21 protein-coding genes and 1 tRNA gene are annotated in these 22,263 nt (G+C 64.7%); 12 read left to right on the forward strand and 10 right to left on the reverse strand.

Features of this window, described 5'->3' with window-relative positions; all coding sequences use genetic code 11:
* Positions 1-7 precede the first annotated feature (7 nt).
* Entirely contained in the window at positions 8-2,341 is a 2,334-nt protein-coding gene (locus JY96_RS15280; protein ID WP_035038691.1) for a patatin-like phospholipase family protein, read from the forward strand.
* Positions 2,342-2,385: 44 nt separating this feature from the next.
* On the opposite strand, the gene JY96_RS15285 is transcribed toward JY96_RS15280, so the two are convergent.
* The 3 genes from JY96_RS15285 to JY96_RS15295 are packed head-to-tail and all read right to left on the reverse strand — an operon-like array spanning position 2,386 to position 5,106.
* Complete coding sequence (locus JY96_RS15285) at positions 2,386-3,501, reverse strand: chemotaxis response regulator protein-glutamate methylesterase (RefSeq protein WP_035038693.1); 1,116 nt, start codon at positions 3,499-3,501, stop codon at positions 2,386-2,388.
* Between the two features lie 19 nt (positions 3,502-3,520).
* Entirely contained in the window at positions 3,521-4,237 is a 717-nt protein-coding gene (gene cheD / locus JY96_RS15290; RefSeq protein ID WP_052162963.1) for a chemoreceptor glutamine deamidase CheD, read from the reverse strand.
* Positions 4,238-4,263: 26 nt separating this feature from the next.
* Positions 4,264-5,106 (reverse strand): CheR family methyltransferase, encoded by an 843-nt coding sequence (locus JY96_RS15295; protein WP_052162586.1) that lies wholly within the window; start codon positions 5,104-5,106, stop codon positions 4,264-4,266.
* A gap of 265 nt (positions 5,107-5,371) precedes the next feature.
* Between JY96_RS15295 and JY96_RS15300 the strand changes: the two genes are divergently transcribed.
* From JY96_RS15300 to JY96_RS15310, 3 genes are all read left to right on the forward strand, one after another.
* The gene (locus JY96_RS15300; RefSeq protein ID WP_052162964.1) at positions 5,372-6,136 is read left to right on the forward strand and encodes a GGDEF domain-containing protein; all 765 of its coding nucleotides are present in this window, start codon (positions 5,372-5,374) and stop codon (positions 6,134-6,136) included.
* An 8-nt stretch (positions 6,137-6,144) separates the two neighbouring features.
* Positions 6,145-6,945 (forward strand): MinD/ParA family protein, encoded by an 801-nt coding sequence (locus JY96_RS15305; RefSeq protein WP_081961651.1) that lies wholly within the window; start codon positions 6,145-6,147, stop codon positions 6,943-6,945.
* A gap of 94 nt (positions 6,946-7,039) precedes the next feature.
* On the forward strand, positions 7,040-7,456 hold the full coding sequence (locus JY96_RS15310; protein ID WP_035043126.1) for a group II truncated hemoglobin: 417 nt from the start codon (positions 7,040-7,042) through the stop codon (positions 7,454-7,456).
* A 29-nt stretch (positions 7,457-7,485) separates the two neighbouring features.
* On the opposite strand, the gene JY96_RS15315 is transcribed toward JY96_RS15310, so the two are convergent.
* Entirely contained in the window at positions 7,486-8,187 is a 702-nt protein-coding gene (locus JY96_RS15315; RefSeq protein WP_035038697.1) for a Smr/MutS family protein, read from the reverse strand.
* Positions 8,188-8,321: 134 nt separating this feature from the next.
* A complete protein-coding gene (gene radC, locus JY96_RS15320; protein WP_035038699.1) occupies positions 8,322-8,990 on the reverse strand; it encodes a DNA repair protein RadC in 669 nt (222 codons plus the stop codon).
* A gap of 121 nt (positions 8,991-9,111) precedes the next feature.
* Here radC and JY96_RS15325 point away from each other — a divergent pair, with 121 nt between their 5' ends.
* From JY96_RS15325 to JY96_RS15345, 5 genes are all read left to right on the forward strand, one after another.
* Positions 9,112-9,573, forward strand: coding sequence for a peptidylprolyl isomerase (locus tag JY96_RS15325; protein ID WP_035038704.1), 462 nt, complete (start codon positions 9,112-9,114; stop codon positions 9,571-9,573).
* A gap of 14 nt (positions 9,574-9,587) precedes the next feature.
* Positions 9,588-10,574 carry a 4-hydroxy-3-methylbut-2-enyl diphosphate reductase gene (gene ispH / locus JY96_RS15330; protein ID WP_035043129.1) on the forward strand — a complete coding sequence of 329 codons (987 nt, stop codon included), beginning with the start codon at positions 9,588-9,590 and terminating at the stop codon, positions 10,572-10,574.
* A 65-nt stretch (positions 10,575-10,639) separates the two neighbouring features.
* On the forward strand, positions 10,640-11,938 hold the full coding sequence (gene serS, locus JY96_RS15335; protein ID WP_035038706.1) for a serine--tRNA ligase: 1,299 nt from the start codon (positions 10,640-10,642) through the stop codon (positions 11,936-11,938).
* A gap of 63 nt (positions 11,939-12,001) precedes the next feature.
* Positions 12,002-12,092, forward strand: a tRNA-Ser gene (locus JY96_RS15340).
* 205 nt (positions 12,093-12,297) lie between these two features.
* On the forward strand, positions 12,298-12,627 hold the full coding sequence (locus JY96_RS15345) for a hypothetical protein (protein WP_235333945.1): 330 nt from the start codon (positions 12,298-12,300) through the stop codon (positions 12,625-12,627).
* Between the two features lie 3 nt (positions 12,628-12,630).
* Here JY96_RS15345 and JY96_RS15350 read toward each other — a convergent pair whose 3' ends face one another.
* Together JY96_RS15350 and JY96_RS15355 are read right to left on the reverse strand one after the other, a co-directional pair.
* Positions 12,631-12,963 (reverse strand): hypothetical protein, encoded by a 333-nt coding sequence (locus JY96_RS15350; RefSeq protein WP_152606527.1) that lies wholly within the window; start codon positions 12,961-12,963, stop codon positions 12,631-12,633.
* A 108-nt stretch (positions 12,964-13,071) separates the two neighbouring features.
* The gene (locus JY96_RS15355; protein WP_035038712.1) at positions 13,072-14,088 is read right to left on the reverse strand and encodes an RDD family protein; all 1,017 of its coding nucleotides are present in this window, start codon (positions 14,086-14,088) and stop codon (positions 13,072-13,074) included.
* Between the two features lie 183 nt (positions 14,089-14,271).
* Here JY96_RS15355 and JY96_RS22415 point away from each other — a divergent pair, with 183 nt between their 5' ends.
* Genes JY96_RS22415 through JY96_RS15370 form a run of 3 tightly spaced genes read left to right on the forward strand, consistent with a single transcriptional unit; the run spans position 14,272 to position 17,146 of the window.
* On the forward strand, positions 14,272-14,892 hold the full coding sequence (locus JY96_RS22415) for a Spy/CpxP family protein refolding chaperone (RefSeq protein ID WP_161784336.1): 621 nt from the start codon (positions 14,272-14,274) through the stop codon (positions 14,890-14,892).
* 26 nt (positions 14,893-14,918) lie between these two features.
* Positions 14,919-15,635, forward strand: a complete 717-nt coding sequence (locus tag JY96_RS15365) for a winged helix-turn-helix domain-containing protein (protein ID WP_035043133.1) — start codon at positions 14,919-14,921, stop codon at positions 15,633-15,635.
* The gene (locus JY96_RS15370) at positions 15,632-17,146 is read left to right on the forward strand and encodes a HAMP domain-containing sensor histidine kinase (protein ID WP_035038714.1); all 1,515 of its coding nucleotides are present in this window, start codon (positions 15,632-15,634) and stop codon (positions 17,144-17,146) included. Before JY96_RS15365 ends, JY96_RS15370 begins: the two co-directional genes overlap by 4 nt.
* Here the strand turns inward: JY96_RS15370 and JY96_RS15375 are convergent.
* From JY96_RS15375 to JY96_RS15385, 3 genes are all read right to left on the reverse strand, one after another.
* Positions 17,137-18,471, reverse strand: coding sequence for a UDP-glucose/GDP-mannose dehydrogenase family protein (locus tag JY96_RS15375; RefSeq protein ID WP_035038716.1), 1,335 nt, complete (start codon positions 18,469-18,471; stop codon positions 17,137-17,139). The genes JY96_RS15370 and JY96_RS15375 overlap by 10 nt on opposite strands.
* A 69-nt stretch (positions 18,472-18,540) precedes the next feature.
* Positions 18,541-20,088, reverse strand: coding sequence for a DUF1501 domain-containing protein (locus tag JY96_RS15380; protein WP_035043136.1), 1,548 nt, complete (start codon positions 20,086-20,088; stop codon positions 18,541-18,543).
* 8 nt (positions 20,089-20,096) lie between these two features.
* Positions 20,097-21,968 (reverse strand): DUF1800 family protein, encoded by a 1,872-nt coding sequence (locus JY96_RS15385; protein ID WP_035038718.1) that lies wholly within the window; start codon positions 21,966-21,968, stop codon positions 20,097-20,099.
* Positions 21,969-22,263 lie beyond the last annotated feature (295 nt).

Consider the following 22,263-nt stretch of genomic DNA (forward strand, 5'->3'; position numbering starts at 1 on the left):
TGCGTGGATGCAAGCCATTCGCATCCTGTCTTGTCGTGCCAGCCGTTCACTCTGCCTGGGCCTGATTGGCCTGGCCTTGTGGGCAACTGCGCAGGCACAGCAAGGGCCGCAGGTGCTGCCTTCCGGCACGGCCTCGGCAACCCAGGGCATCCCCCCTGTGCTGAACCGCCCGCGCATCGGCCTGGTGCTGTCGGGTGGCGGCGCGCGTGGCCTGGCCCACGTGGGCGTGCTCAAGGTGCTGGAGCGCGAGCGCATCCCCGTTGACGTGATCGCTGGCACCTCCATGGGTGCCATCGTGGGCGGGCTGTATGCCAGCGGCTTGTCGGCGCGCGAGGTCGAGGCCGAGGTGCGCAAGCTGGACTGGGACAATGTGTTCGCCAGCCGGGTGGACCGCCGCGAGCTGTCGCAGCGCCGCAAGGAGCAGGACTTCGAGGTCTCGCCGCTGATCGAGATCGGCGTGGGCCCGGATGGGCTCAAGGCCCCGATCGGCTCCATCTCCAGCCGAGGCCTGGAATCGCACCTGCGGCGCCTGACCTTGTCGGCCCGCCACATCAAGACCTTTGACGACCTGCCCACACCGTTTCGGGCGGTGGCCACGGACATGGAGTCCGGCCAGGCCGTGATCCTCAAGGACGGCGATCTGGCCACGGCCTTGCGTTCCAGCATGTCGGTGCCGGGTGTGTTCGCGCCCGTCGAGGTCAATGGCCGCATCCTGGGTGATGGCGGCCTGGTCAACAACACGCCGGTGGATGTGGCCCGGCAACTGGGCGCGCAGCGCCTCATCGTGGTCAACATCGGCACGCCCCTGGCCAAGCGCGAGACCTTGTCCTCGCTGACCGGGGTGACGGCCCAGATGATCAACATCCTGACCGAGCAGAACGTGCGCCAGAGCCTGGCCACGCTCACGCCGCAGGACGTGCTGATCGACCCCACGCTGGAAGGCCTGACGGCAGCCGACTTCAACCGCGCGCCCGAATTCATGCGGCTGGGCGAGTTGCAGGCCGAGGCCATGGTGCTGCGCATGCAGGACCTCAAGCTCAGCGAGGCTGACTACGCGGCCTGGAAGGCGCAACGCGTCAAGCGCATGACCCAGGCGGTGCCGCTGACCTTCGTGCGCTTCGAGGGCACGCAGCTGACGCATCCTGAAACTCGCCCCGACATTCTGCAGACGCAGCCCGGTGAAGTGTTCGATGTGGCCAAGGCTGAGCGCGACATCACCGTGCTGGCGGCTTCTGGCGACTACCAGCGCACCGACTACCGGCTGGTGCGCACCCCGGATGGCAAGGAAGGCCTGGTCTTTGACCTCAAGGAAAAGACCTGGGGGCCGGACTACCTGCAGATGGGCCTGGATTTCAGTGCCGACAACCGCGGGCGCAGCGCGTTCAACCTCAAGCTGGTGCACAACCGTCACTGGCTGGACAACGCGGGCACCGAATGGCGCAACTTCCTGCGCCTGGGCACCTCGCCCGCGCTGGGCACCGAGCTGTATCGCCCCACCAGCTGGCGCTTGCCGGACGGGCTCAGCGGTTTCATGGCCGGCTCGTTGTCGACGCAGCGGCGCACGCTGTCTTACTACCTGGACCCGGATGGCGAGCTGGCCGCCGAGGTCGAACGCAGCATCACCAGCTACAACCTGGACGTCGGTGCCAACTGGCGCGAGCTGGGCGAGGTGCGCCTGGGACTGGTCGACGAGGCCTGGCGTGATGGCCCGACGCTGACCTCGGCCGACTATGCCTTGGCGCGCGGTGACGATGCGGCCTCGCGTGTGGCCCGCTGGCGCGAGCGCGGCTGGCGCATCAAGACCGTGTTCGACCAGCTGGACAACGCCTTCTTCCCCACGCATGGCTGGCGTGTGGAGGGCAACTGGATGCAGGGCCGCAGCCTGCGCCGGGGTGATTCACCAGGCCCTGAAGGGCGTGTGCGGCACCTGGAGTTGCAGGCACAGACGGTACACAGCTGGGGCACGCACACGCTCAACCTGGGCGCCAGGCTGGGCCTGTCTGATGGCGTCAGCCCGGACATCCCGCGTTATGGCCTGGGTGGCTTCCAGATGCTGTCGGGCTATGCGCCCTTCCAGGTCAGCGGCCAGCAGATTGCCTTGCTGCGCCTGGGCTACATGGTCCGCCTGACGGACATGGCGCTCACACGCGGCCTGTTTTTGGGCAGCAGCTTTGAAGTGGGCAATGCCTGGGACAAGCCCGAGGACGTGGGCCGGGGCAAGAAGCGCACCGGCATGAGCCTGTACCTGGGCGCGGACACGGCCTTCGGGCCGGTGTACCTGGCCGTGGTGCACAGCCCCGTGGTGGGGCCGACCTTGATGCTCTTCGTCGGCCGGCCCTGAGGCCTGGGCCGGCAGCGTGGGGCCGCCTTTGAGCCGCCTGTGGATCAGACGCGGCTGAGCGCCTGGCCCACCGTGGCGCGCAGGTGGTCCAGCACGTGGGCCGTGATCTTGTTGAGCGGCAGGATCTCGTTGACGGCGCCCGCGGCAATGGCTTCACGCGGCATGCCGAACACCACGCAGCTGGCTTCGTCCTGGGCCACGCAATAGGCGCCGGCGTCGCGCATCTCGCGCATGGCCTTGGCACCATCGGCGCCCATGCCCGTGAGCATCACGCCAATCGCATTGGGCCCCACGATGCGGGCGGCCGACTTGAACAGCACCTCCACGCTGGGCTTGTGGCGGTTCACCGGGTCACCGTCCTGCACGCGGGCGATGTAGTTGGCGCCCGAGCGCTCCACGCTCAGGTGCATGCCGCCTGGTGCGATGTAGGCATGGCCGGGCAGGATGCGCTCGCCATCGCTCGCTTCCTTGACGCTGATCTTGCACAGGCCATCCAGGCGGTTGGCATAGTTGCGCGTGAAGCCGGGGGGCATGTGCTGGGTGATCACCACGGCAGGCGAGTCCGCCGGCAGCGTGATCAGCACTTCCTTGGTGGCTTCGGTGCCGCCCGTGGAGGCACCAATGAAGATGATCTTCTCGGTGGACAGGCGACCCAGGCTGGGCGAGGCCACCGGCGCAGGGCGGGGTGCCGCCGCATTGGTCGCAGCGCTACCCGCAGCAGGTGCGGCCACGGTGCTCGGCGTGGCCAGCCGATGGATACGGGCCTTCGAGGCAATGCGGATCTTGTCCGTGATGTCGTCGGCCAGCAGCTTGAGCCCATCGGCCACGCCGATCTTGGGCTTGGCCACGAAGTCGATGGCGCCCAGCTCCAGCGCCTTGAGCGTCACATCGGCGCCGCGCTCGGTCAGCGTCGACACCATCACCACGGGCATGGGGCGCAGGCGCATCAGCTTGGACAGGAAGTCGATGCCGTCCATGCGGGGCATCTCCACGTCCAGCGTGATCACGTCGGGGTTCATGTTGCGGATCATCTCGCGTGCCACCAGGGGGTCGGCCGCGGCACCGATGCACTCCATGTCCTGCTGGCGGTTGATGATCTCGCTCAGCATGCTGCGAACGAGCGCGGAGTCGTCTACAACGATCACTCGGGTCTTGGGCATGAACTCTCTCCGCTGATTGTCAGAACAGGTCGATCGAGCCGCCACCAGAAGACACCGGCACCACCTTCTGGGCGGCCAGACGTTCTTGCTGGACGATGGCGTCCGGATTGGTCGGAGCCAGGCGCTTGACCATGGCCTTGCCGCTGTGAGGCAGGAAGCACACCTTGCGCGGGTAGATGTCCAGCACGTCCTTGGACACCACGGGGATGCGTTCGGTCTTGAGGTAGTCCATGACGAACGCGGTGTTGCGTTCGCCCACGTTGATGCTGTTCATGCCGCTGATCACCGCGCCGCCGCCAAAGACCTTGGCTTCCAGGGTCAGGCGCGAGGCGCCCATCTTGAGCATTTCGTTGATCAGCAGTTCCATGGCGTACGAGCCATAGCGCCCGGAGTCCGCACCGCTGCCACCGTTGTCGGGCAGCATGAAGTGGTTCATGCCGCCAATCCTGGCCTGGCGGTCCCACAGGCAGGTGGCGATGCACGAGCCCAGCGTCGTCATGATCAGCAGGTCTTCGTTGTAGACGAAATACTCACCGGGCAGGATCTTGACGGCTTCGGACTTGAAGTGCGCGTCATAAAAGAAGAAGGAGGCCTCGCCGGGCTTGGGCACGCGGGCCTTGAGCTTGAGCAGGCGGTCGGTACGCTGGCCCATGGCCGGGGCACCACCGAGTCCGGATGCGACGGGTGGCGGTGGCGAACCTGCGCGCGGGGTGCCGAGAGGTGGGCTGCTGATCATCGAGGGGTCCTTGTCACCTGCCGGCGTCAAACCTTGTCATAGACCGTCTTGCCCTTGAGGGTGAAGAGGTCGCGTGATTCTGTGAAGTTCTCGGAGTGGCCGACAAACAGCAGGCCCTTGGGCTTCATGACACCGTGGATGCGCTCCAGCACCTTGCGCTGCGTGGGGGCATCGAAATAGATCATCACGTTGCGGCAGAAGACGATGTCGAACGGCTCACCCAGCTGCCAGTTCGTCTGCATCAGGTTGAAGGGGCGAAACTCGACCATGCGGGCCAGTTCGGGCTTGACACGGATGCTGCCGGAGTTGGCACCCTTGCCGCGCAGGAAGTAGTTGCGCAGATGCTGCTGGCTCAGGCCGCGCGAGTTGGCGTCGTACACGCCGCGTGATGCGGTGGCCAGCACATTGGTGTCGATGTCGCTCGACAGGATCTTGACCGGCGCATTCAAGCCCCAGACGTCGGCCACCGTCATGGCCAGCGAATAGGGCTCTTCGCCGGTGGAGGCCGCGGCGCACCAGATGCGCGTGGGTTGCGAGCCGCGGTTGCGCAGCCATTCCGTCAGCGTGTGGAAGTGGTGTTCCTCACGGAAGAAAGAGGTGAGGTTGGTGGTCAGGCAGTTGACGAACTCCTGCCACTCCTGCTGGGAGGCTGTGCCGCTTTCCAGCCATTTCAGGTAGGTCTCGAAGGTGGTGTAGCCGGTTTCGCGCAGGCGGCGCGACAGGCGGCTGTACACCATGGCCTGTTTGCCTTCGTGCAGGCTGATGCCGGCACGCTCATATATGAGTGAGCGCACCCGAGAGAAATCTCGGGGGTGGAAATCGAACTCTCGGTCCGTGACCAGGTTCATGGTGTCGGTCGCAGTGCTCATGTCAGATCGCAAAAGTTCGTCATGGGGCCGATCCAGCTCCGTCAGTCATATCGACACACTTCCCAAGAGCTTGAGCCTGCCTGCTGGCGCGCGCGCTTAAGCGACAAGTTCCGCCGTGTTTTGCCGTTTTCTCCACATTCAGCCTGTTACAGCACTGCTAGACTAGCGCGCAGAGATTTATTCGCGCTGCCTGTTGGCGCGGTATCCAGCATTACCCTCTTTGCGCCATTGGAGCTTCGCCATCGCTTCGATCGACACCGCCTCCATGCCTCTGGATGACAGCCACGCCGCCTCTGGTGGGCTGCGTCTGCGCAAGGCCCTGAACCTGCTGGCCCAGGCTGGCTGGGTGGCGCCACTGGGGGTGGAGCCGGGCTCCGAAGACTGGCTGCAGGCGGTGATCGACGGCCTGTGTGATGTCTCCAGCCGAGATGCGCTCACTGGCCTGGCCAACCGCCGCCAGTTCGAGGCCGCGATCGCCCGCGAAGTCGACCGCGTCGCCCGCAACGGCGAGCCGGCCTTGCTGCTGGTGGCCGACATCGACCATTTCAAACGCGTCAACGACACCTGGGGCCATGCTGCCGGTGACGAGGTCATCAAGTCGGTGGCGGCCTGCCTGCAGGACTGCGTGCGCCCGATGGACCTGGTGGCGCGCATTGGTGGTGAAGAGTTCGCCATCATTCTGCCCAACTGCCCGCCCACCTTCGGCCAGGCCGTCTCCGAGCGCATCCGCCAGAAGGTGGCCGCCCGCCCGGTGGCCATCGTGGGTGGCCAGCAACTGGCGGTGACCGTCAGCATCGGCGGGGCGTTTGCACCGCAGTGGGTTCGCTCCTCGCCGGCCTTCTGGTGCGAGCGCGCAGACCAACAGCTCTACAGGGCCAAGGCCGAGGGGCGCAACCGCACCTGCCTGGACATGCCACCATTGACGGTCGTCAGTGCCGAAGAAAAAGGCATGCTGTTTTCAGGCTTCGGGCAATTTGACCCAATTTCGGACTCAGGTGCGGACCATTCCGTGCCGAAAACCTCGGAATGATGGCGTCCATGACTGCACCAGAAACCTCCACCCCTGCTACCCCCGTCCGCCTGGCCCGAACGGTGGCGATCACCAGCGGCAAGGGCGGGGTGGGCAAGACCTTCTTCAGCGCCAACCTGGCTGCGGCCCTGGCCCGGCAAGGGCTCAAGGTGCTGGTGCTGGACGCCGACCTGGGCCTGGCCAACCTGGACGTGGTGCTCAACCTCTACCCGAAGATCACGCTGCATGACGTGTTCACCGGCAAGGCTCAGCTGGAAGAAGCCATCCTGCCGGCACCCGGCGGCTTCTCGGTGCTGCTGGCTGGCTCCGGCCTGGTCGAATACTCCCGCCTGACGCCCGAGATCCGTGATCAGCTGGTCACCATCTTCGAGGCCGTCAAGCCACGCTTTGACGTCATCCTGATCGACACCGGCGCGGGCATCTCCGACGTGGTGCTGTACGCCGTGTCCATGGCGCACGAAGTCATCGTGGTGGCCACGCCCGAACCCACATCCATGACGGACGCCTACGCGACCATCAAGGTGCTGTCCACGCAGCAATCGCGCGAGAACCTGCACATGGTGGTCAACCAGGTGGGGCGTGCCGGTGACGGGCGCACCATCTGCAACCAGCTTCAGCAGGTGGTCGAGCGCTTTGTGCAAGGGCCCAATGGTGTGGCGCCCAAGCTGAGTTACCTGGGCGACATCCCGCTGGACACCAGCGTGCGCGAGGCCGTGCAGAAACGCCAGCTGGTGCTGGAGCTGCACCCCGGCTGTGCCGCGTCACAAGGCGTGGTGCAGGTGGCCACGCGCCTGCTGGCCCGCAACTGAACCCTCCCGATCGTTGTTGGATGCGCCTGAGCACGGCGCCAGGCCTTTGCGCGCGCCTTGTGCCCGCCTGCAGGCCCTGCATTACAGTGCCGGCATGACAACGCCTTCCGACGACCAAGAAGTGGACAACTCGCCCACAGCCTACGAACTGCTGGGCGGCGATGCACCCGTGCGCGCGCTCGTGGACCGCTTTTACGACTTGATGGACCTGGAGCCCGCCTATGTGGACCTGCGCCACGTGCATAGCCCCTCGCTGGCCGATGCGCGTGACAAGCTCTACTGGTTCCTCAGCGGCTGGCTGGGTGGCCCCAGCCTGTACATCGAGCGTTTCGGTCACCCACGCCTGCGCGCACGCCACCTGCCGTTTTCCATCGGCATCAAGGAGCGTGATCAATGGCTGGCCTGCATGATGCAGGCGATGAACGAGCTGGAAGTCGAGCCTAATCTGGCAGCGCGCCTGCACCAGGCCTTCTTCCAGACCGCAGACTGGATGCGCAACAAGGGCGTTTGAGTCTGGGTGTTGGCGCGGCGCTGATCGGGTCAGCCGATGGCCGATGAGCCGGTCTTGCCCGTCTGCAGCAGCACCACCAGGGCGCCCACGCCACCTTCGTCGGCGCGGGCCTGCACGAAGGCCAGCACGCGGTCGCTTTGCACCAGCCAGCGCTTGACCTTGTCCTTCAGCACCGGCTGGCGGCCGGGCGAGCCCAGGCCCTTGCCGTGCACGATGCGCACGCAACGCAGGCCTTTGAGCTGGGCGTCGCGCAAGAAAGCGGCCGTCTGCTCGCGGGCCTCGTCGGTGCGCATGCCGTGCAGATCCAACTCGGCCTGCAGCGCCCACACCCCGCGGCGCAGCTTGCGCACCACATCCAGGCCCAGTTCCGGGCGGCGCCATGACAGGCTCTCGTCGGTTTCCAGCAGGCTTTCCACGTCGAACTCGTCGGACAGGGATTCCTGCAGCACGGCTTTTTCGTCCATCTGCCGGCGGGCCGGTATCGGCTTGGGGCGCGAGGGTGTGTGGGTGACGCGACCGGTGTCCTGCAAGGTGTGCACTTCACCCACAGCCCGCTTGAACAGCGCACTTTCGGCTTCCTGGGCGCGTTGTGCGGCTTCGCGCCTGGCACGCTCGGCCTGCTCTTGCTCAGCACGAGCAGCCGCCTCTTTGGCGGCCTTGTTCAGCGCGCGCTTCAAGTCAGCAAAGTCGCGCAGCGTCGTGTTGGCGGATGGCTTGTTGGCGGGGCTCACAGGGTGAAGCCTACATCAATATCAAGACGTTACCGCCCGCCTTGATTTGTATCAGCGTGACCCCGCAATCGGTGTTTCGAAATGACGTCAACCCGGCTTGCATCAATCCGACTTGCACCAAGCCTGCTTCACATTCAGATCAAACCACGCTCCGCAAACGACAAGGCCCCGTGGCGACTCACCACGAGGTGATCCAGCACGCGCACGTCCACCAGGTTCAGGCTGCTCTTGAGCGTCTGCGTCAGCAGCTCATCGGCGCGTGAAGGCTCCAGGGCGCCGGATGGGTGGTTGTGCGCCAGGATCACGCTGGCGGCATTGAGCTCCAGCGAGCGTTTGACCACCTCGCGTGGGTACACACTGGTTTGCGTGAGCGTGCCGCGAAACAACTCCTCGCAGGCGATCAGCTTTTGCTGCGCATCCAGGAACAACACGGCAAACACCTCGTGGGGCAGGGCGCCCAGCCGCATCTGCAGGTAGTCCTTCACCAGTTGGGGCGAGGTGAACACCGGTTGCGTGCGCAGGTTGTCGCTCATGCTGCGGCGAGCCATTTCCATCACGGCCAATAGCTCCGCGCGCTTGGCGGGCCCCAGGCCCTTGACCTTGCTCAATTGCATGGGGTGGGCCTGCAACAGGCCGCTGAGGCCACCCAGATCCTGCAGCACCTTTTCCGCCAGCTGCAATACGCCCAGGCCTTTCATGCCCGTGCGCAGCAACAAGGCCAGCAATTCGGCGTCGGCCAGGGCGGTGGGGCCCAAAGAAAGCAGTTTTTCGCGCGGCCGCAGCGCGAGCGGCAGGTCTTTCATGGTCTTTGTTTCCCTGAATGTGCTTCTCAAAACTAAAATTGTCGTTTTCCTTATCCCCCAACCCCATCCTCCTGACAGGTGCCCACCGAAGTGGGCCCGCTCTTGGGTGAGGTGACACACCATGACCAACGCCGCCCCAACCGTCGCCCCAGGCTCATTCCTGACACTGCATTACCGCCTGGCTGGGCCGGACGGTGACGACCTGGTCAACACCTTCAACGACAAGCCCGCGACGCTGTCTGTCGGCTCGGGCGAAATGTCGCCCTCCCTGGAGGCTCGCCTGGTGGGCCTGGCTGAAGGCACGCGCACCACGATCCAGCTCGAACCGGGCGAGGCGTTTGGCCCGCGCAACCCCGAGATGATCCAGAAGGTGGCCTTGAAGCTGCTGCGCGAGCTGGGTGACCCCGATGAAACCTGGAGCGTGGGCGATGTGGTGCAGTTCCCCACGCCCGATGGCCAGGGCGCGTTTGCCGGCGTGGTGCGCGAGATGGACGCTGACGGCGAGTGGGCCTTGTTCGATTTCAATCACCCGCTGGCCGGTCAGCCTGTCACCTTCGAGGTGCAGTTGATCGGTGTGCTCTGAACGTGGGCCACGGCATGAAGCAAGTTCAGGATGTCCTGCTGGCCGAGCCGCGCGGCTTTTGCGCCGGGGTGGACCGCGCCATCGAGATCGTCGAGCGCGCCTTGGCGCAATTCGGTGCGCCCATCTACGTGCGCCACGAGATCGTGCACAACACCTATGTGGTCAACGACCTCAAGGCCAAGGGCGCCATCTTCATCGAAGACCTGGCCGAGGTGCCGGCCGGTGCCACGCTGATCTTCAGCGCACACGGCGTGAGCCAGGAAGTGCGTCGTGAAGCCGATGCCCGTGGCTTCACGGTGTTCGATGCCACCTGCCCGTTGGTGACCAAGGTTCACATCGAGGTGGCCAAGCTGCGCCGCGAGGGTTATGAGTTCATCATGATCGGCCACAAGGGGCACCCGGAGGTCGAGGGCACCATGGGCCAGTTGTCCGATGGCATCTACCTCGTTGAGGACGAAGAAGATGTCGGCAAGGTGCAAGTGAGCGATCCCTGCAAGCTGGCCGTGGTCACGCAGACCACCTTGTCCGTGGACGATGCTGCGGCCATCCTGGCGGCCATCAAGCGGCGCTTCCCGCAGGTGCGCGAGCCCAAGCAGCAGGACATCTGCTATGCCACGCAGAACCGTCAGGATGCCGTCAAGCTGATGGCGCCGCAGGTGGACGTGGTGATCGTGGTGGGCAGCCCCACCAGCTCCAACAGCAACCGCCTGCGTGAACTGGCCGAGCGTCTGGGCACACCGGCCTACATGGTCGACTGCCCCGAGGACCTGCAGGAGGCCTGGTTCGACGGCCACGCCTGCGTGGGCCTGACAGCGGGTGCCTCCGCGCCTGAGGTGCTGGTGCAGCAGGTGGTCGCGCGCCTGCGTGCCCTGGGTGCGGTGTCCGTGCGCCGCATGCAGGGCGTGGAGGAGCATGTGCGCTTCCCGCTGCCCAAGGGCCTGGGCGGCACAGGGCTGGACCGCCCGCTGCCCACCGAGCGAGGCGCCGTCTCGTCGTCATGAAGCGGCCGTGCATGGCACGGTAAGCTACGCCCCAATCCTCACATTCAAAAACAGACCACACCACCATGCTCGATATCGCCCTGCTGCGCAAAGACCTCGACAGCGTGATCGCACGCCTGTCCAAGCGCAAGTCGCCGCAACCCTTCCTGGACGAAGCCCGTTTCCGTGAACTGGAGGCCGAGCGCAAGACCATCCAGATGCGCACGGAAGAGCTGCAATCGCAGCGCAACACCTTGTCCAAGCAGATCGGTGGGCTCAAGGCCAAGGGCGAAGACACCTCGGCCCTGATGGCACAGGTGGGCGGCATTGGCGACGAGCTCAAGGCCAGCGCCGAGCGCCTGGATGTGATCCAGATCGAGATGTCCGGCATGCTGCTGGCCGTGCCCAACCTGCCGCATGACAGCGTGCCGGTGGGCCATGACGAATCCGGCAATGTGGAAGTGCGCCGCTGGGGCACGCCGCAGGCTTATGCCTTCGACGTGAAGGACCACGTGGACCTGGGCGAAAAGCTGGGCCTGGACTTCGAAACCGGTGCCAAGCTGTCGGGTTCGCGCTTCACCTTCCTGCGCGGCCCGGTGGCCCGCCTGCATCGCGCGCTTGCCCAGTTCATGCTGGACACGCAGACGCAGGAGCACGGCTACACCGAGTGCTACACGCCTTATCTGGTTCAGGCCAAGGCGCTGCAAGGCACCGGCCAGTTGCCCAAGTTCGAACAGGACCTGTTCCATGTGACCTCTGGTGATGGTGAAGCTTCGGACAGCAAGTGGTACCTGATCCCGACGTCTGAGGTGACGTTGACCAACACGGTGGCCGACACGGTGTTGCCGATGGACCAGTTGCCCATCAAGCTCACCGGCCACACGCCTTGCTTCCGTTCGGAGGCCGGCAGTGCAGGGCGTGACACCCGCGGCATGATCCGCCAGCACCAGTTCGACAAGGTCGAGATGGTGCAGATCACCACGCCAGAGCAGAGCTACGAGGCGCTGGAGCAGATGGTGGGCCACGCCGAAGCCGTCCTGCAGAAGCTGGAGTTGCCTTACCGCGTGATGTCGCTGTGCACGGGCGACATGGGCTTTGGCGCGACCAAGACCTATGACCTGGAAGTGTGGCTGCCCGCGCAGAACACCTACCGTGAGATCAGCTCGTGCTCGAACTGCGAAGCCTTCCAGGCGCGCCGCATGCAGGCCCGCTTCAAGAACGCGCAGGGCAAGAACGAACTGGTGCACACGCTCAACGGTTCGGGCCTGGCCGTGGGCCGTGCGCTGGTCGCTGTGCTGGAGAACCACCAGCAGGCGGACGGCAGCATCCGCGTGCCGGCCGCGCTGCGCCCCTACCTGGGTGGCGCGGAGTTTCTGAAGGCTTGAGTTGCTGCTGGAAAACCTGCTATAGTTGCGGGCTGCGCCGTTGACCACGCGCGCACCAGTTTAGGAGAGGTGGCAGAGTGGTCGAATGTACCTGACTCGAAATCAGGCGTACGTGAATAACGTACCGTGGGTTCGAATCCCACCCTCTCCGCCAGTACAAAACCCCAAGTGAATTCCTCGCTTGGGGTTTTTTGGTTTTTGGCGCTTGTTTTTGGCGATGTGCCCGACCAACTTCGCCAAGGCAGCTCACAGCAGCTTCCTCAGGCCCTTGTGTGTCGGTTGTGTAATGTTGGTCGTAGCCGTCATCGGTGCGTGTTGCCAGCCCGTTGAAGAGGCATCTCCTCAACGGAAGCATCAATATGAAAATTCATCGATCAGGCTGGATGCCACTGGCCGCCATGGCACTGGTCTGCGCCACGCTGAGTGCCTGTGTGGTGGCACCTTATTACCCGCCGCAGGAACAGGTCGTCATGACGGCGCCGCCGCCTCCCCAGGCCGAATACGTCGGGCCACCGCCCGCCGCCGGCTACGTCTGGATCACCGGCTTCTGGGCGTGGGAAATGGGCCGCCATGTGTGGGTGGGCGGGCACTGGTCCGCCCCGAGGCCGGGGTACCGCTGGGTGCCCCACACCTGGCAACGCGAGGGGCGTGGCTGGCGTCTGCACGATGGCTATTGGGGTCGCCGCTGAGCCTCAGTGATCCCCATGTGGCCCTGCCGCATCGTCCATGGAGCGGATGAACGCGCTCTGGAAGGCGTGCAGCAGGCGCTGCAACTCCTCGGAGGACAACAAGGGCAACCCGAACTCGATCAACTGGGTTTTCAGTGAGTCGATGTCCGTGCAGCGCACCGATTCGCTGCCGCGCTCGATCTTGAAACCCACCAGCCCGTCGTCGGTGGTGCTGGGGCTCAACTCGATGCCCTTGAGCGCGGCCATTTCCCGCAGGCGCTGGAATTCACGCCGCTGATCCGGCGGCACGGCCATCAACAGCGCCACGGACGGCGTGGCATCCTCATCGTCGTACATGCGTGGCTCCTGGCGAGGGGCGAGCACCATGGCGGCGCTCACGCCAAATGAGCAGCCAGTCTGAGGGAGGGCGCCGATCAGGTCAAGACGGCCAGGCCAGTCCCTTGCTCAGGGCACGGACGAAAACAGCACCTGCCTGAGCTGGAGCGCTTCCGCCCGGTCCGGCGCGCCCCCGGCCGTGCCGATCAGCACCACCCGCCAGACCACGCCGTCGCGCTTGAGCAAGGTGGCATGCACCTTTTGCGATTTGTCCCGCGCCACGCTGCCCAGCACCACCAGCGCCGGCTGCCCGTTGACCGTGTCACCCTCGCTGCTCACGTACAGGTGCATGGATTCACTGGCGGCCTTGACCCAGGCGGCGGCGTAGTCCTCGAGCTCGAACGGCCCCGGGATGCTCTCCCTGGCGAACAGCGCGTAGATCCCGGCGTCCGGGTGGAAGAACATGTCCACGTCCTGTTTGTCCTGGTTCTGGCTCTGGTGGTGGCTCCAGCCACTGGGGATCGTGACCTTGCGGCCGGTGACCCGGTTGGTCCAGGGGCCGCCGTTCTGGTACTGGCGGTGCGCCTCCTGCGATGCCTGCCGGAAATGGCCATTGACCATCAGCATGCCGATCAGGGCCAGCGCCGTGCAGACGATCCGCACGACCGACAATTTGCTGGCCCGCACCTCGAATTTGCCCTGGTCATACCCGGCAGCTTCGCCCTCGCGGACCTTGCCGTACTGGTAAAGCGTGCTCAGCAGGCTCACCAGCGGCAGCCAGGCGCCCAGGCCAAAAATGTAGACGTCGATCTGCCGGCGCAGGTACTGGCTGCGGGTCGGGCGCAGGCCCTGGGCGGTGAGCAACTGGACCCCCAACAGCCATTTGCCCGGCGTGGTGCCCAGCCACCCGTAGATCAGCCCCTCCAGCAGCATCACCAGGGGCGACAGGCACCAGTTGACGATGAGGTTGGAAAAGGGCTTTTGCAGCCACAACACCCACGCCACCGAGACAGAGCCCATCACCATGCCGGTGAGAAAGCCGATGGGCAGGATCAGCAACCAGTAGTCCAGCACCCGGGCCCAGAAGCGCCGCCAGGGGCGGGCCAATGCGGTGGCGCCTGGCGCGCCGACTGCCACGGTGGACATGCTGGATCTCCCTTTCCGCCTTGATGGCGGTTGTGTGCCGGTGTGTTCAGGCTCACTTTATCAGCGCACGGCCGGGGCATTCACACATCTTTACCGCTGCGCCACAGCCGGTTTACCCCTCGGGCCAATGATCCTCCCATGCCTCATTGCATGGAGGCTGTTGCCAACAACGGAGATATCGCCATGAACCAATCCCCTGCAAGCGCCTCGCCAGGCCAGGGCCGCCACAAGCAGCGCTGGGCGCTGGGCACCCTGATCGCGGCCACCACCGCCTCCGTGGTGTTGAGCATCAGCGCCTGGGCGGGCAGCGAGGATGCGCCGCCTGCCAGGCCGCACATGGGCATGATGCGCGGCGCCGGCCCGGGAATGGCGGGCTTGCCCTTTGGCGGCGACCACCTGCAGCGCCTGCTGGAAGATGCCAAGGTGTCGGACACCCAGCGCTTGCAGATCCAGCAGTTCGCGGACAAGGCCCAGGAGGACCTCAAGGCCTTGCACGAAGAAGGCCGTGGCCTGCATGAGCAGGGCCTCAAGCTGTGGGCGGCACCCAAGCTGGACGCTGCCGCCGCAGAAAAACTGCGCCAGCAGATGGCCGCACACCATGACAAGGTCAGCAAACGCATGATGCAGTTCATGCTGGATGTGGGCAATGTGCTGACGCCCGAGCAGCGGGCCACCGTCGCCAAGCAGATGGCCAAGCACCACGAGGACATGATGCGCCGCATGCAGGAGCGCCGCGGCGAGCACCGTCGAGGCGAAAAAATGCCACCTGATGCCGCGCCCGAGCGACAACCCCAGGAGCGTTGACCATGGAGCGCGCGACAATGCCGGACATGAGCGAGCACATCCTGCTGATTGACGACGACCTGCGCCTGAGTGCCATGGTGGGCGATTACCTGCGCAGCCACGGCTACCAGGTGTCCAACGCCCCGACGCTGGCGGCGGGGCGAGAGTTGCTGGCACGGCAAGCCTGCGACGCCCTGGTGCTGGACCTGATGCTGCCTGACGGCGATGGCCTGGACCTGTGCAAGGAGTTGCGTGCCACGCCTCGCACACGCAGCCTGCCCCTGCTGATGCTCAGTGCACGCGGCGAGCCCACCGACCGCATCGTCGGCCTGGAAATCGGCGCAGACGACTACCTGCCCAAGCCCTTCGAGCCCCGCGAGTTGCTGGCGCGCCTGCGTGCCCTGCTGCGCCGCACGGGCCCTTCGACCGCGGACGACGACGTCTGGCGTTTCGGCCGCCTGGAAATCGACGCCGGCCTGCGGCAAGTCCGTCTGGACGGCAAGGCTTGCGACCTCACGGCCTACCAGTTCGACCTGTTGTGCGTGCTGGCCCAACACCCGGGCAGGGTGCTCAGCCGCGACCAGATCATGGACTCGCTCAAGGGCCATCCCCTGGAGGCTTTTGATCGCTCCATCGACGTGCACATCTCGCGCATCCGCGCGGCCATCGAGGACGACCCGAAAGAGCCGCGTCGCATCCTGACGGTGCGGGGCGTCGGCTACGTGTTCGCCAAGAAGCAGGACGCGGACACCGACTCGCCATGAAGACGCTGGCGCTGCGCATCTACCTGACCGTGGTCACGGTCCTGCTGGTCTTTGCCCTGGTGTCGGGGTGGCTGGCGCAGCACAACATGGAGCATGAGCGCAGCCAGGTTCAGTCTGTGACGGCCTGGCATGAGCGCGCAGCGGCCTGGGGCGAACTGCTGGAAAACAGCCTGCCACCTGCAGAGGCACCGGAAGAGGAGCAGGCCCGTGTCTTCATGGACTGGGCTGAGCGCCTGCGTGTCCCCATGGCGTTGGACAGCGCCCAGGGGCACCGCATTGCCACCTCCTTGATGCTGGAAGACAGGCTGCAGCGGTTGCCTGAGTTGCGCGAACGCTTGCAGCGGGCCCAGTTGTCCGATGGGCGGGTGCTCTGGATCATGCGCCCCTCCCTGATGCGTGGCGGGCACCTGCCGCCGCCCTTCGGCAACCGGCCTCCCAGGCTCGGAGAGCCCGAAGGCCCTGATGGACCTGGGGGGGCGGGCGGCTTGGTGGGGCCGGTGAGCCCTGTGGCCACTCTGGGCCCCAACGACTTGCCCCTGCCGCCGCCACGCCCGCAGATCCAGCCCTGGCTGCCTCCCCTGGGCTGGCTGCTACCCACCTCTCAGGCGCATGGCGTGCCGGCCCTGATCCTGTCGCTGATTTTGCTGTTCGTGGCGGTGGCCGTGGGTGCCTGGCCGGTGGCCAATCGCCTGACCCGGCGCCTGCAGGCCTTGCGTAACGGCGTGGAAGCGTTTGGTTCAGGCCAGTTGCAGCACCGGGTCGCGGTCGAGGGCAAGGACGAGGTCGCCGCCCTGGCCAACAGCTTCAACGAAGCTGCGCAGCGCATTGAAGACCTGGTCACCTCCAATCGCAGCCTGCTGGCCAATGCCAGCCACGAGTTGCGTTCACCCCTGGCAAGGTTGAAGATGGCCGTCTCCATCATGGCGGACATGCCGCCCGAGCGGGCCGCGCAGATCAAGGAAGAGATTCATCAGGACATTCGTGAACTGGATGCCCTGGTGGAAGAGGTGCTGCTCGCCAGCCGGCTGGATGCCCGCGCCGACGTCGAGCACGTGGCGGTTGACCTCCTGGGCCTGGTGACCGAGGAAGCCCGCCGTGTGGGGGCCGAGGTGCACGCCGATATCGCGTCCAGCGCGTCGACCTATCAGGCTGATGAGCGCCTGATACGCCGGGCGGTGCGCAACCTGCTTGAAAACGCCAAGCGCTACGGTGGGACAGAAATCGATCTGGAACTGGCCTACCTGCCCAGGCAGATCGAAATCCGAGTCTGCGACCGTGGGCCAGGTGTGCCGGAGGACCAGCGTGACCGCATCTTCGAGCCCTTCTACCGCTTGCCGGGCCACGCCGAGCACGCTGGCGGTGTGGGCTTGGGCTTGAGCCTGGTGCGCCAGATCGCCCAGCGCCATGGCGGTCAGGTGCGGTGCGAAGCCCGGGACGGTGGGGGCAGCCGATTTGTCATCGCACTGCCCATCCAGAAGCCTGAAAAAACCGAGAAGCCGGCTCAGACCTGAATCGTGGCTCGCCCGATGCTTTCGTAGTTCAGCCCAGCCTGCTTGACCAGGTCGGGCTCGTACAGATTGCGGCCATCAAAGATCACCGGCGTCTTGAGGCTGGCCTTGATCTTGTCGAAGTCCGGGCTGCGGAACTCCTTCCATTCGGTGACGATGATCAGCGCATCCGCCCCTTGCAGTGCGGCGTTCGGGCTGTCGGCGTACTTCAGGCGTGGCTCGTCGCCGAAGATGCGCCGGGCCTCTTCCATGGCCACGGGGTCGTAGGCCGTGACGGTGGCGCCACGCTCGAACAGCTCGGCCAGCACCACGCGGCTGGTGGCTTCGCGCATGTCATCGGTGTTGGGCTTGAAGGCCAGGCCCCACAGGGCAAAGTGCTTGCCCTTGAGATCAGCCCCGAAGCGCTTGACCACCTTGCTCACCAGCACCGTCTTCTGGCGCTCGTTGGCGTCTTCCACGGCCTTGAGCACCAGCAGCTCCTGGTCGGCGCCACTGGCCGTCTTGATCAGCGCCTTCACGTCCTTGGGGAAGCAGCTGCCACCGTAGCCGCAGCCGGCATACAAAAAGTGCGTGCCGATGCGCTGGTCCGAGCCGATGCCCAGACGCACCTGCTCGATGTCGGCGCCCATCTTCTCGGCCAGCAGCGCCAGCTCGTTCATGAAGCTGATGCGCGTGGCCAGCATGGCGTTGGCGGCGTACTTGGTGAGCTCGGCGCTGCGCACGTCCATGACGATCAGGCGTTCGTGGTTGCGCTGGAAGGGGGCGTACAGGGCACGCATCAAGAGGATGGCCTGCTCGTCGTCGGCACCCACCACGATGCGGTCCGGGCGCATGAAGTCGTCCACCGCGGCGCCTTCTTTCAGGAACTCGGGGTTGGAGACCACGGCGTACTTCACATCGCTGCCGCGCTTGGCCAGCTCGTCGGCCACAGCGGCGCGCACCTTGTCGGCGGTGCCCACGGGCACGGTGGACTTGTCGACGATGACCTTGTAGTCCGTCATCAGGCGGCCGATGTTGCGGGCCGCGGCCAGCACGTATTGCAGGTCGGCCGAGCCGTCTTCATCAGGCGGGGTGCCCACGGCGATGAACTGGATGGTGCCGTGCGCCACGGCGCGCGCGATGTCGGTGGTGAACGACAGGCGACCGGCCTTGACGTTGCGCTCGACGACCTTGTCCAGGCCCGGCTCGTGGATGGGGATGCCGCCTTCTTCGAGGATGCGGATCTTGTTGGGGTCCACGTCCAGACACAGCACGTCGTTGCCCATCTCGGCCAGACATGCACCCGTCACCAGGCCCACATAGCCTGTGCCAACCACTGAAACTTTCATGATGTGAGGCGGATTGTTGTGAAATCAGCCGGATTCTGACAGAGGCGGCCCGCCCGATGCGTCAGAACATCACACCATGAAGCCGATATCCCGCGTGCTCGCGTCGAAGTTGCCAATATTGGGGGCGATGCCGGAGCCCGGTGTCGCACCGACCAGGTCGGCCTCGGATACCCCCATCCACTTGCCCAGGGTGTAGACCAACTGGTCCACCGACAAGCCCGGCAGCAGCACGCCTCCCGCCAGCAGTTCGTCGCTGAAGAAGTTGCCGTTTCCGTCAAAAGCCATGAAGGAAGGGTACTTGCCGTAGACGTCACCGCCATTGACGCTCCCGCCGATCACGAAGTGGTGGCCACCCCAGCCATGGTCGCAGCCGTCGCCGTTGTTGACCAGTGCCCTACCGAAGTCCGAGGCCGTGAACGTGGTGACCTGTTTGCGAACGTCTCCCCCCGGCATCTGGGCCAGGCAGTTCTGGAAGTAGTCGATGGCGTGGTCGAGTTTGGCCAGTTGCCGGGCGTGTTGCCGCAACTGGTCGCTGTGCGTGTCAAAGCCGCCGAGGCTCACCATGAACACCTGGCGGCCCGCACCGATGCCACTGCTGTTGCGCGCCGCAATCATGCACGCGATGACTTGCAATTGCTGCGCCAGGGGGTTCAGTCTGGACAGGCCCGTGTCAGGTTCGATGTACTGGAGCAAGGGGTCGGTGGCTGCGTTGGTGCCGGGCGTACCCCAGGGGGCCTGGCTGGATGAGGGCAAGCTCTGGCTCAGCGTGGCCTCGTTGGACAAGGTCCGGCTGGCAACCTTGACAAAGTCAGAGGCGATCACGTCTTGCCTTGTGGAGGTTGACGCTGCAGTGCGTACGGCCGCGTAAACCGTGCTGCTGCCCCATATCTGGCCCGAGCTGCCCCCCATCGGTTGAAAGCCTGCCGTACCCAGCAGATAGGGCACCACCGTCTTGCCACTGAGCCAGACGCCCGGCATGCTCACGCCGACACTGCTGAATGCCTGGTTGACGTTGCGGCTTTTGAGCTGATCCATGATGAGCCCGCCCCAGCCGACTGTCGTGCCTTCCACCCCCAGGGATTGCCAGATCGAGGCCTGGTCGTTATGGGAGCCCAGCTTTTTGGGCATTGGCCATGAATGATCCAGCATGTCCACCTTGGTTGTGGGCTGAATCAGCGGGCCAATATTGGCCACAATCGCGGCGGAACCGCCCGCGTACAGCTTCTGAATTCGCTTGAGTTGCGGATGCAGCGCGAAGCTGCGACCCGTGTTGAGGCCTTGGGCGTTGCGGTGGCTGATGCCCAACAAGGTGCTCTGGTCCAACGCGATCGAGCTCAGGTTGTCGGGGGCGGTGGCGCCGCTGACCGTGGCCATGACAGCAGGATCCCGCGTGGCGCTGTAGCACCGCCAGGAGGTCGCGTCAACCGGAATGACCGTGTTGTGCGAGTCGTTGCCGCCATTCAGGAAAATGCAGACCAGCGCCTTGTAGTCGCCCCCCGCCGATTGGGCTGAAGCCTGCTTGACGGCCGCGAGGTTGGCCAGCCAGGCACCCGACGTGCCCAGTGCAGCCATGGCAGACCCCTGTTGCAGGAAGCGACGTCGCTTGATGGATGTCATCGGCTGGCTCATTTGGTGACGAGGAATTCAGGGGATACGGCAACCATCAGGATGGCGGTCCACACGCGCTTGTCTAGCGCACTGTTGATCGTGTCGCCGTTGGATTGCTGGCTGTTGAGGGCGGGTACGTCCAGCGTGGAAAGGGTGCTGATCATGGCTTGACGCAATTTGTCCGTCATGTTGCCGCCCAGCAGCCGATCGGCAATATGCTGCGTCAGGGTGCTTGGGTCGTAAGCCAGGGCGCGCTGTTCGATCAGCTGCATGGTCACGCTGCGCTGGGTCAGCGTTTCGAGCTTGCATTTGGCCGCAGCGTCCTGCAAGGCCTTGTTGGCCGGTACTTTGGGGTCCAGCGCCTGGATGTACTGCTGAACCTCCAGGGTGTAGGCGCCGCATTGGCCGTCCAGGTCAGCGACAACGTTGGGCCCCATGCCATTGGTCAGCAAGTCCAGCACGGCATTGACATATCCGGTGACGCTGCTCTCGTTGACCAGTTGCATCTCGGGCACTGCCATGCCTTTCGCTGCAGCCCCCCCTTGGGACGGGGTGTAGCCCGGTCTGAAATAGTTGAAGACGGTGGGCGAATACAGTGGCGCCTGGCCCCAAGAGGTGGCCGGGTCACTCGTATTGCCCAACGCAACGTAGTTGAGTCGCGTGGAGTTGACTCCATCCAGAGGGGATGCAGACAGACCGGTCGTGATGTTGGTGAAATTGAATGCCCGAAGCAATGCCGTCAGCCTCAAGATGGGCTCACGCAGCTTGCCGTGTTCAGGTGCAACCAATGTGATGGGGCCGCGCGCCTCGTCGTCCATCAAGATGGCCTTGACCACCTCCTTGATGTTGCCGCCCGTAGCCGTGAAACGCTCCGCCACTCTCGCTACGTAGTCCGGTGTGGGGTTGCTGGTCACCAGGCGTTGAATGAGTTGCCGGCTGATGAAGGGGGCGGTATTGGGATGTGTGGCCAGTCTGTCGAGCGCCCTGGTCAGATCAGCCTGTGGTGAAGGCGGGTCCTGGGCAGCGATGGTGATGCCCAGGAAATTTTTCTCGGAGACCGAGTGGTAGGTTGGATAGGCCACCATCGGTTGATAGAACCCTTCAGGATCCCGACAGTCCGACTGCCAGAAAAAGCAGGCGGCATCTGATGCAGAACTGTAGGCCGCACCGCGGTAATTGCCCCAGCCGGTGAACACCTTGGCCAAGCCTTTCACATCGTCGCTGGTGTAGGTCTCGATGGGGTTGCCCTGGGCGTCCAGTTTCTTGCTGCCGTCGCTGTTGAGTTCGTACAACCCGATCGAGAACAACTGCATGATTTCCCGGGCGAAGTTCTCGTCCGGGAAATGCCCCACCGAAGGCACCTCCTTGGTGTTACTGCGGTAGGTGAGGTATTGGCCCATGGCAGGGCTTTTGGCCACAGCTTCCAGCAGGTCGCGATACGTACCGTCCAGCGCCGAATCAAGGGTGTCCATGTAGCCAGCCGTCATCTGCGGCGCAACCGTTCCCAGGATGTCGTCATTGCAGGACACGACCATGATTTCCGACAAGGCAAAGGCCAGTCGGGCACGCAACTGGGCCTTGTCCATCAGGGCGCGGGTGTAGAACGCTTCGACAACTTGCTCTGCGCTGGCCTTGGCGGATCCATCGCCCGGGTGATCGGCTTTGATCTCCGCATCACGTCGGGTGAAGAAGTCCCGGTAAGTGATGGAGGGGTGCAGGCTGAACTGCTCGTCAATCCAGGCTTCGTAACCGATGGTCATCAACCGATCGACATTGACTTCGTCCGGGCCGAAGGTGGCTTGAGTCAGGAAGCGCCAGGCCTCGGCACGGGATTCGGGTTTGGCGCCACTGCCGTCGGTGACGCACCCGCTCAGGGATGCAATGGCCAATCCGCAAGTCCAGATCTTGAGATGATGTAGCCATCCGGTGTGCATGCATGCCTCTTTTGTATCGGTCGTTGTTAATCGTATTTCGGTCGGTCGTACTGGCTGGATGCATTTGTTGCGGCTTGTAACGGTCCGAGGGCTGGTCCTACCCGCAATCAAGGGGGCGCTGTCGCGTGTCAGACATTTGGGTTTCGGGGCTAACCCTCAAGATCCAGAACAACCCGTAACCCGAGCGAGGGGGGCCCAGCGACAGGTGCCCGTGGCCCTGCCGGCATAATGCGTTTTTTCACACATGGTC

This window comes from Aquabacterium sp. NJ1, from assembly GCF_000768065.1.
Lineage (GTDB): Bacteria > Pseudomonadota > Gammaproteobacteria > Burkholderiales > Burkholderiaceae_C > Aquabacterium.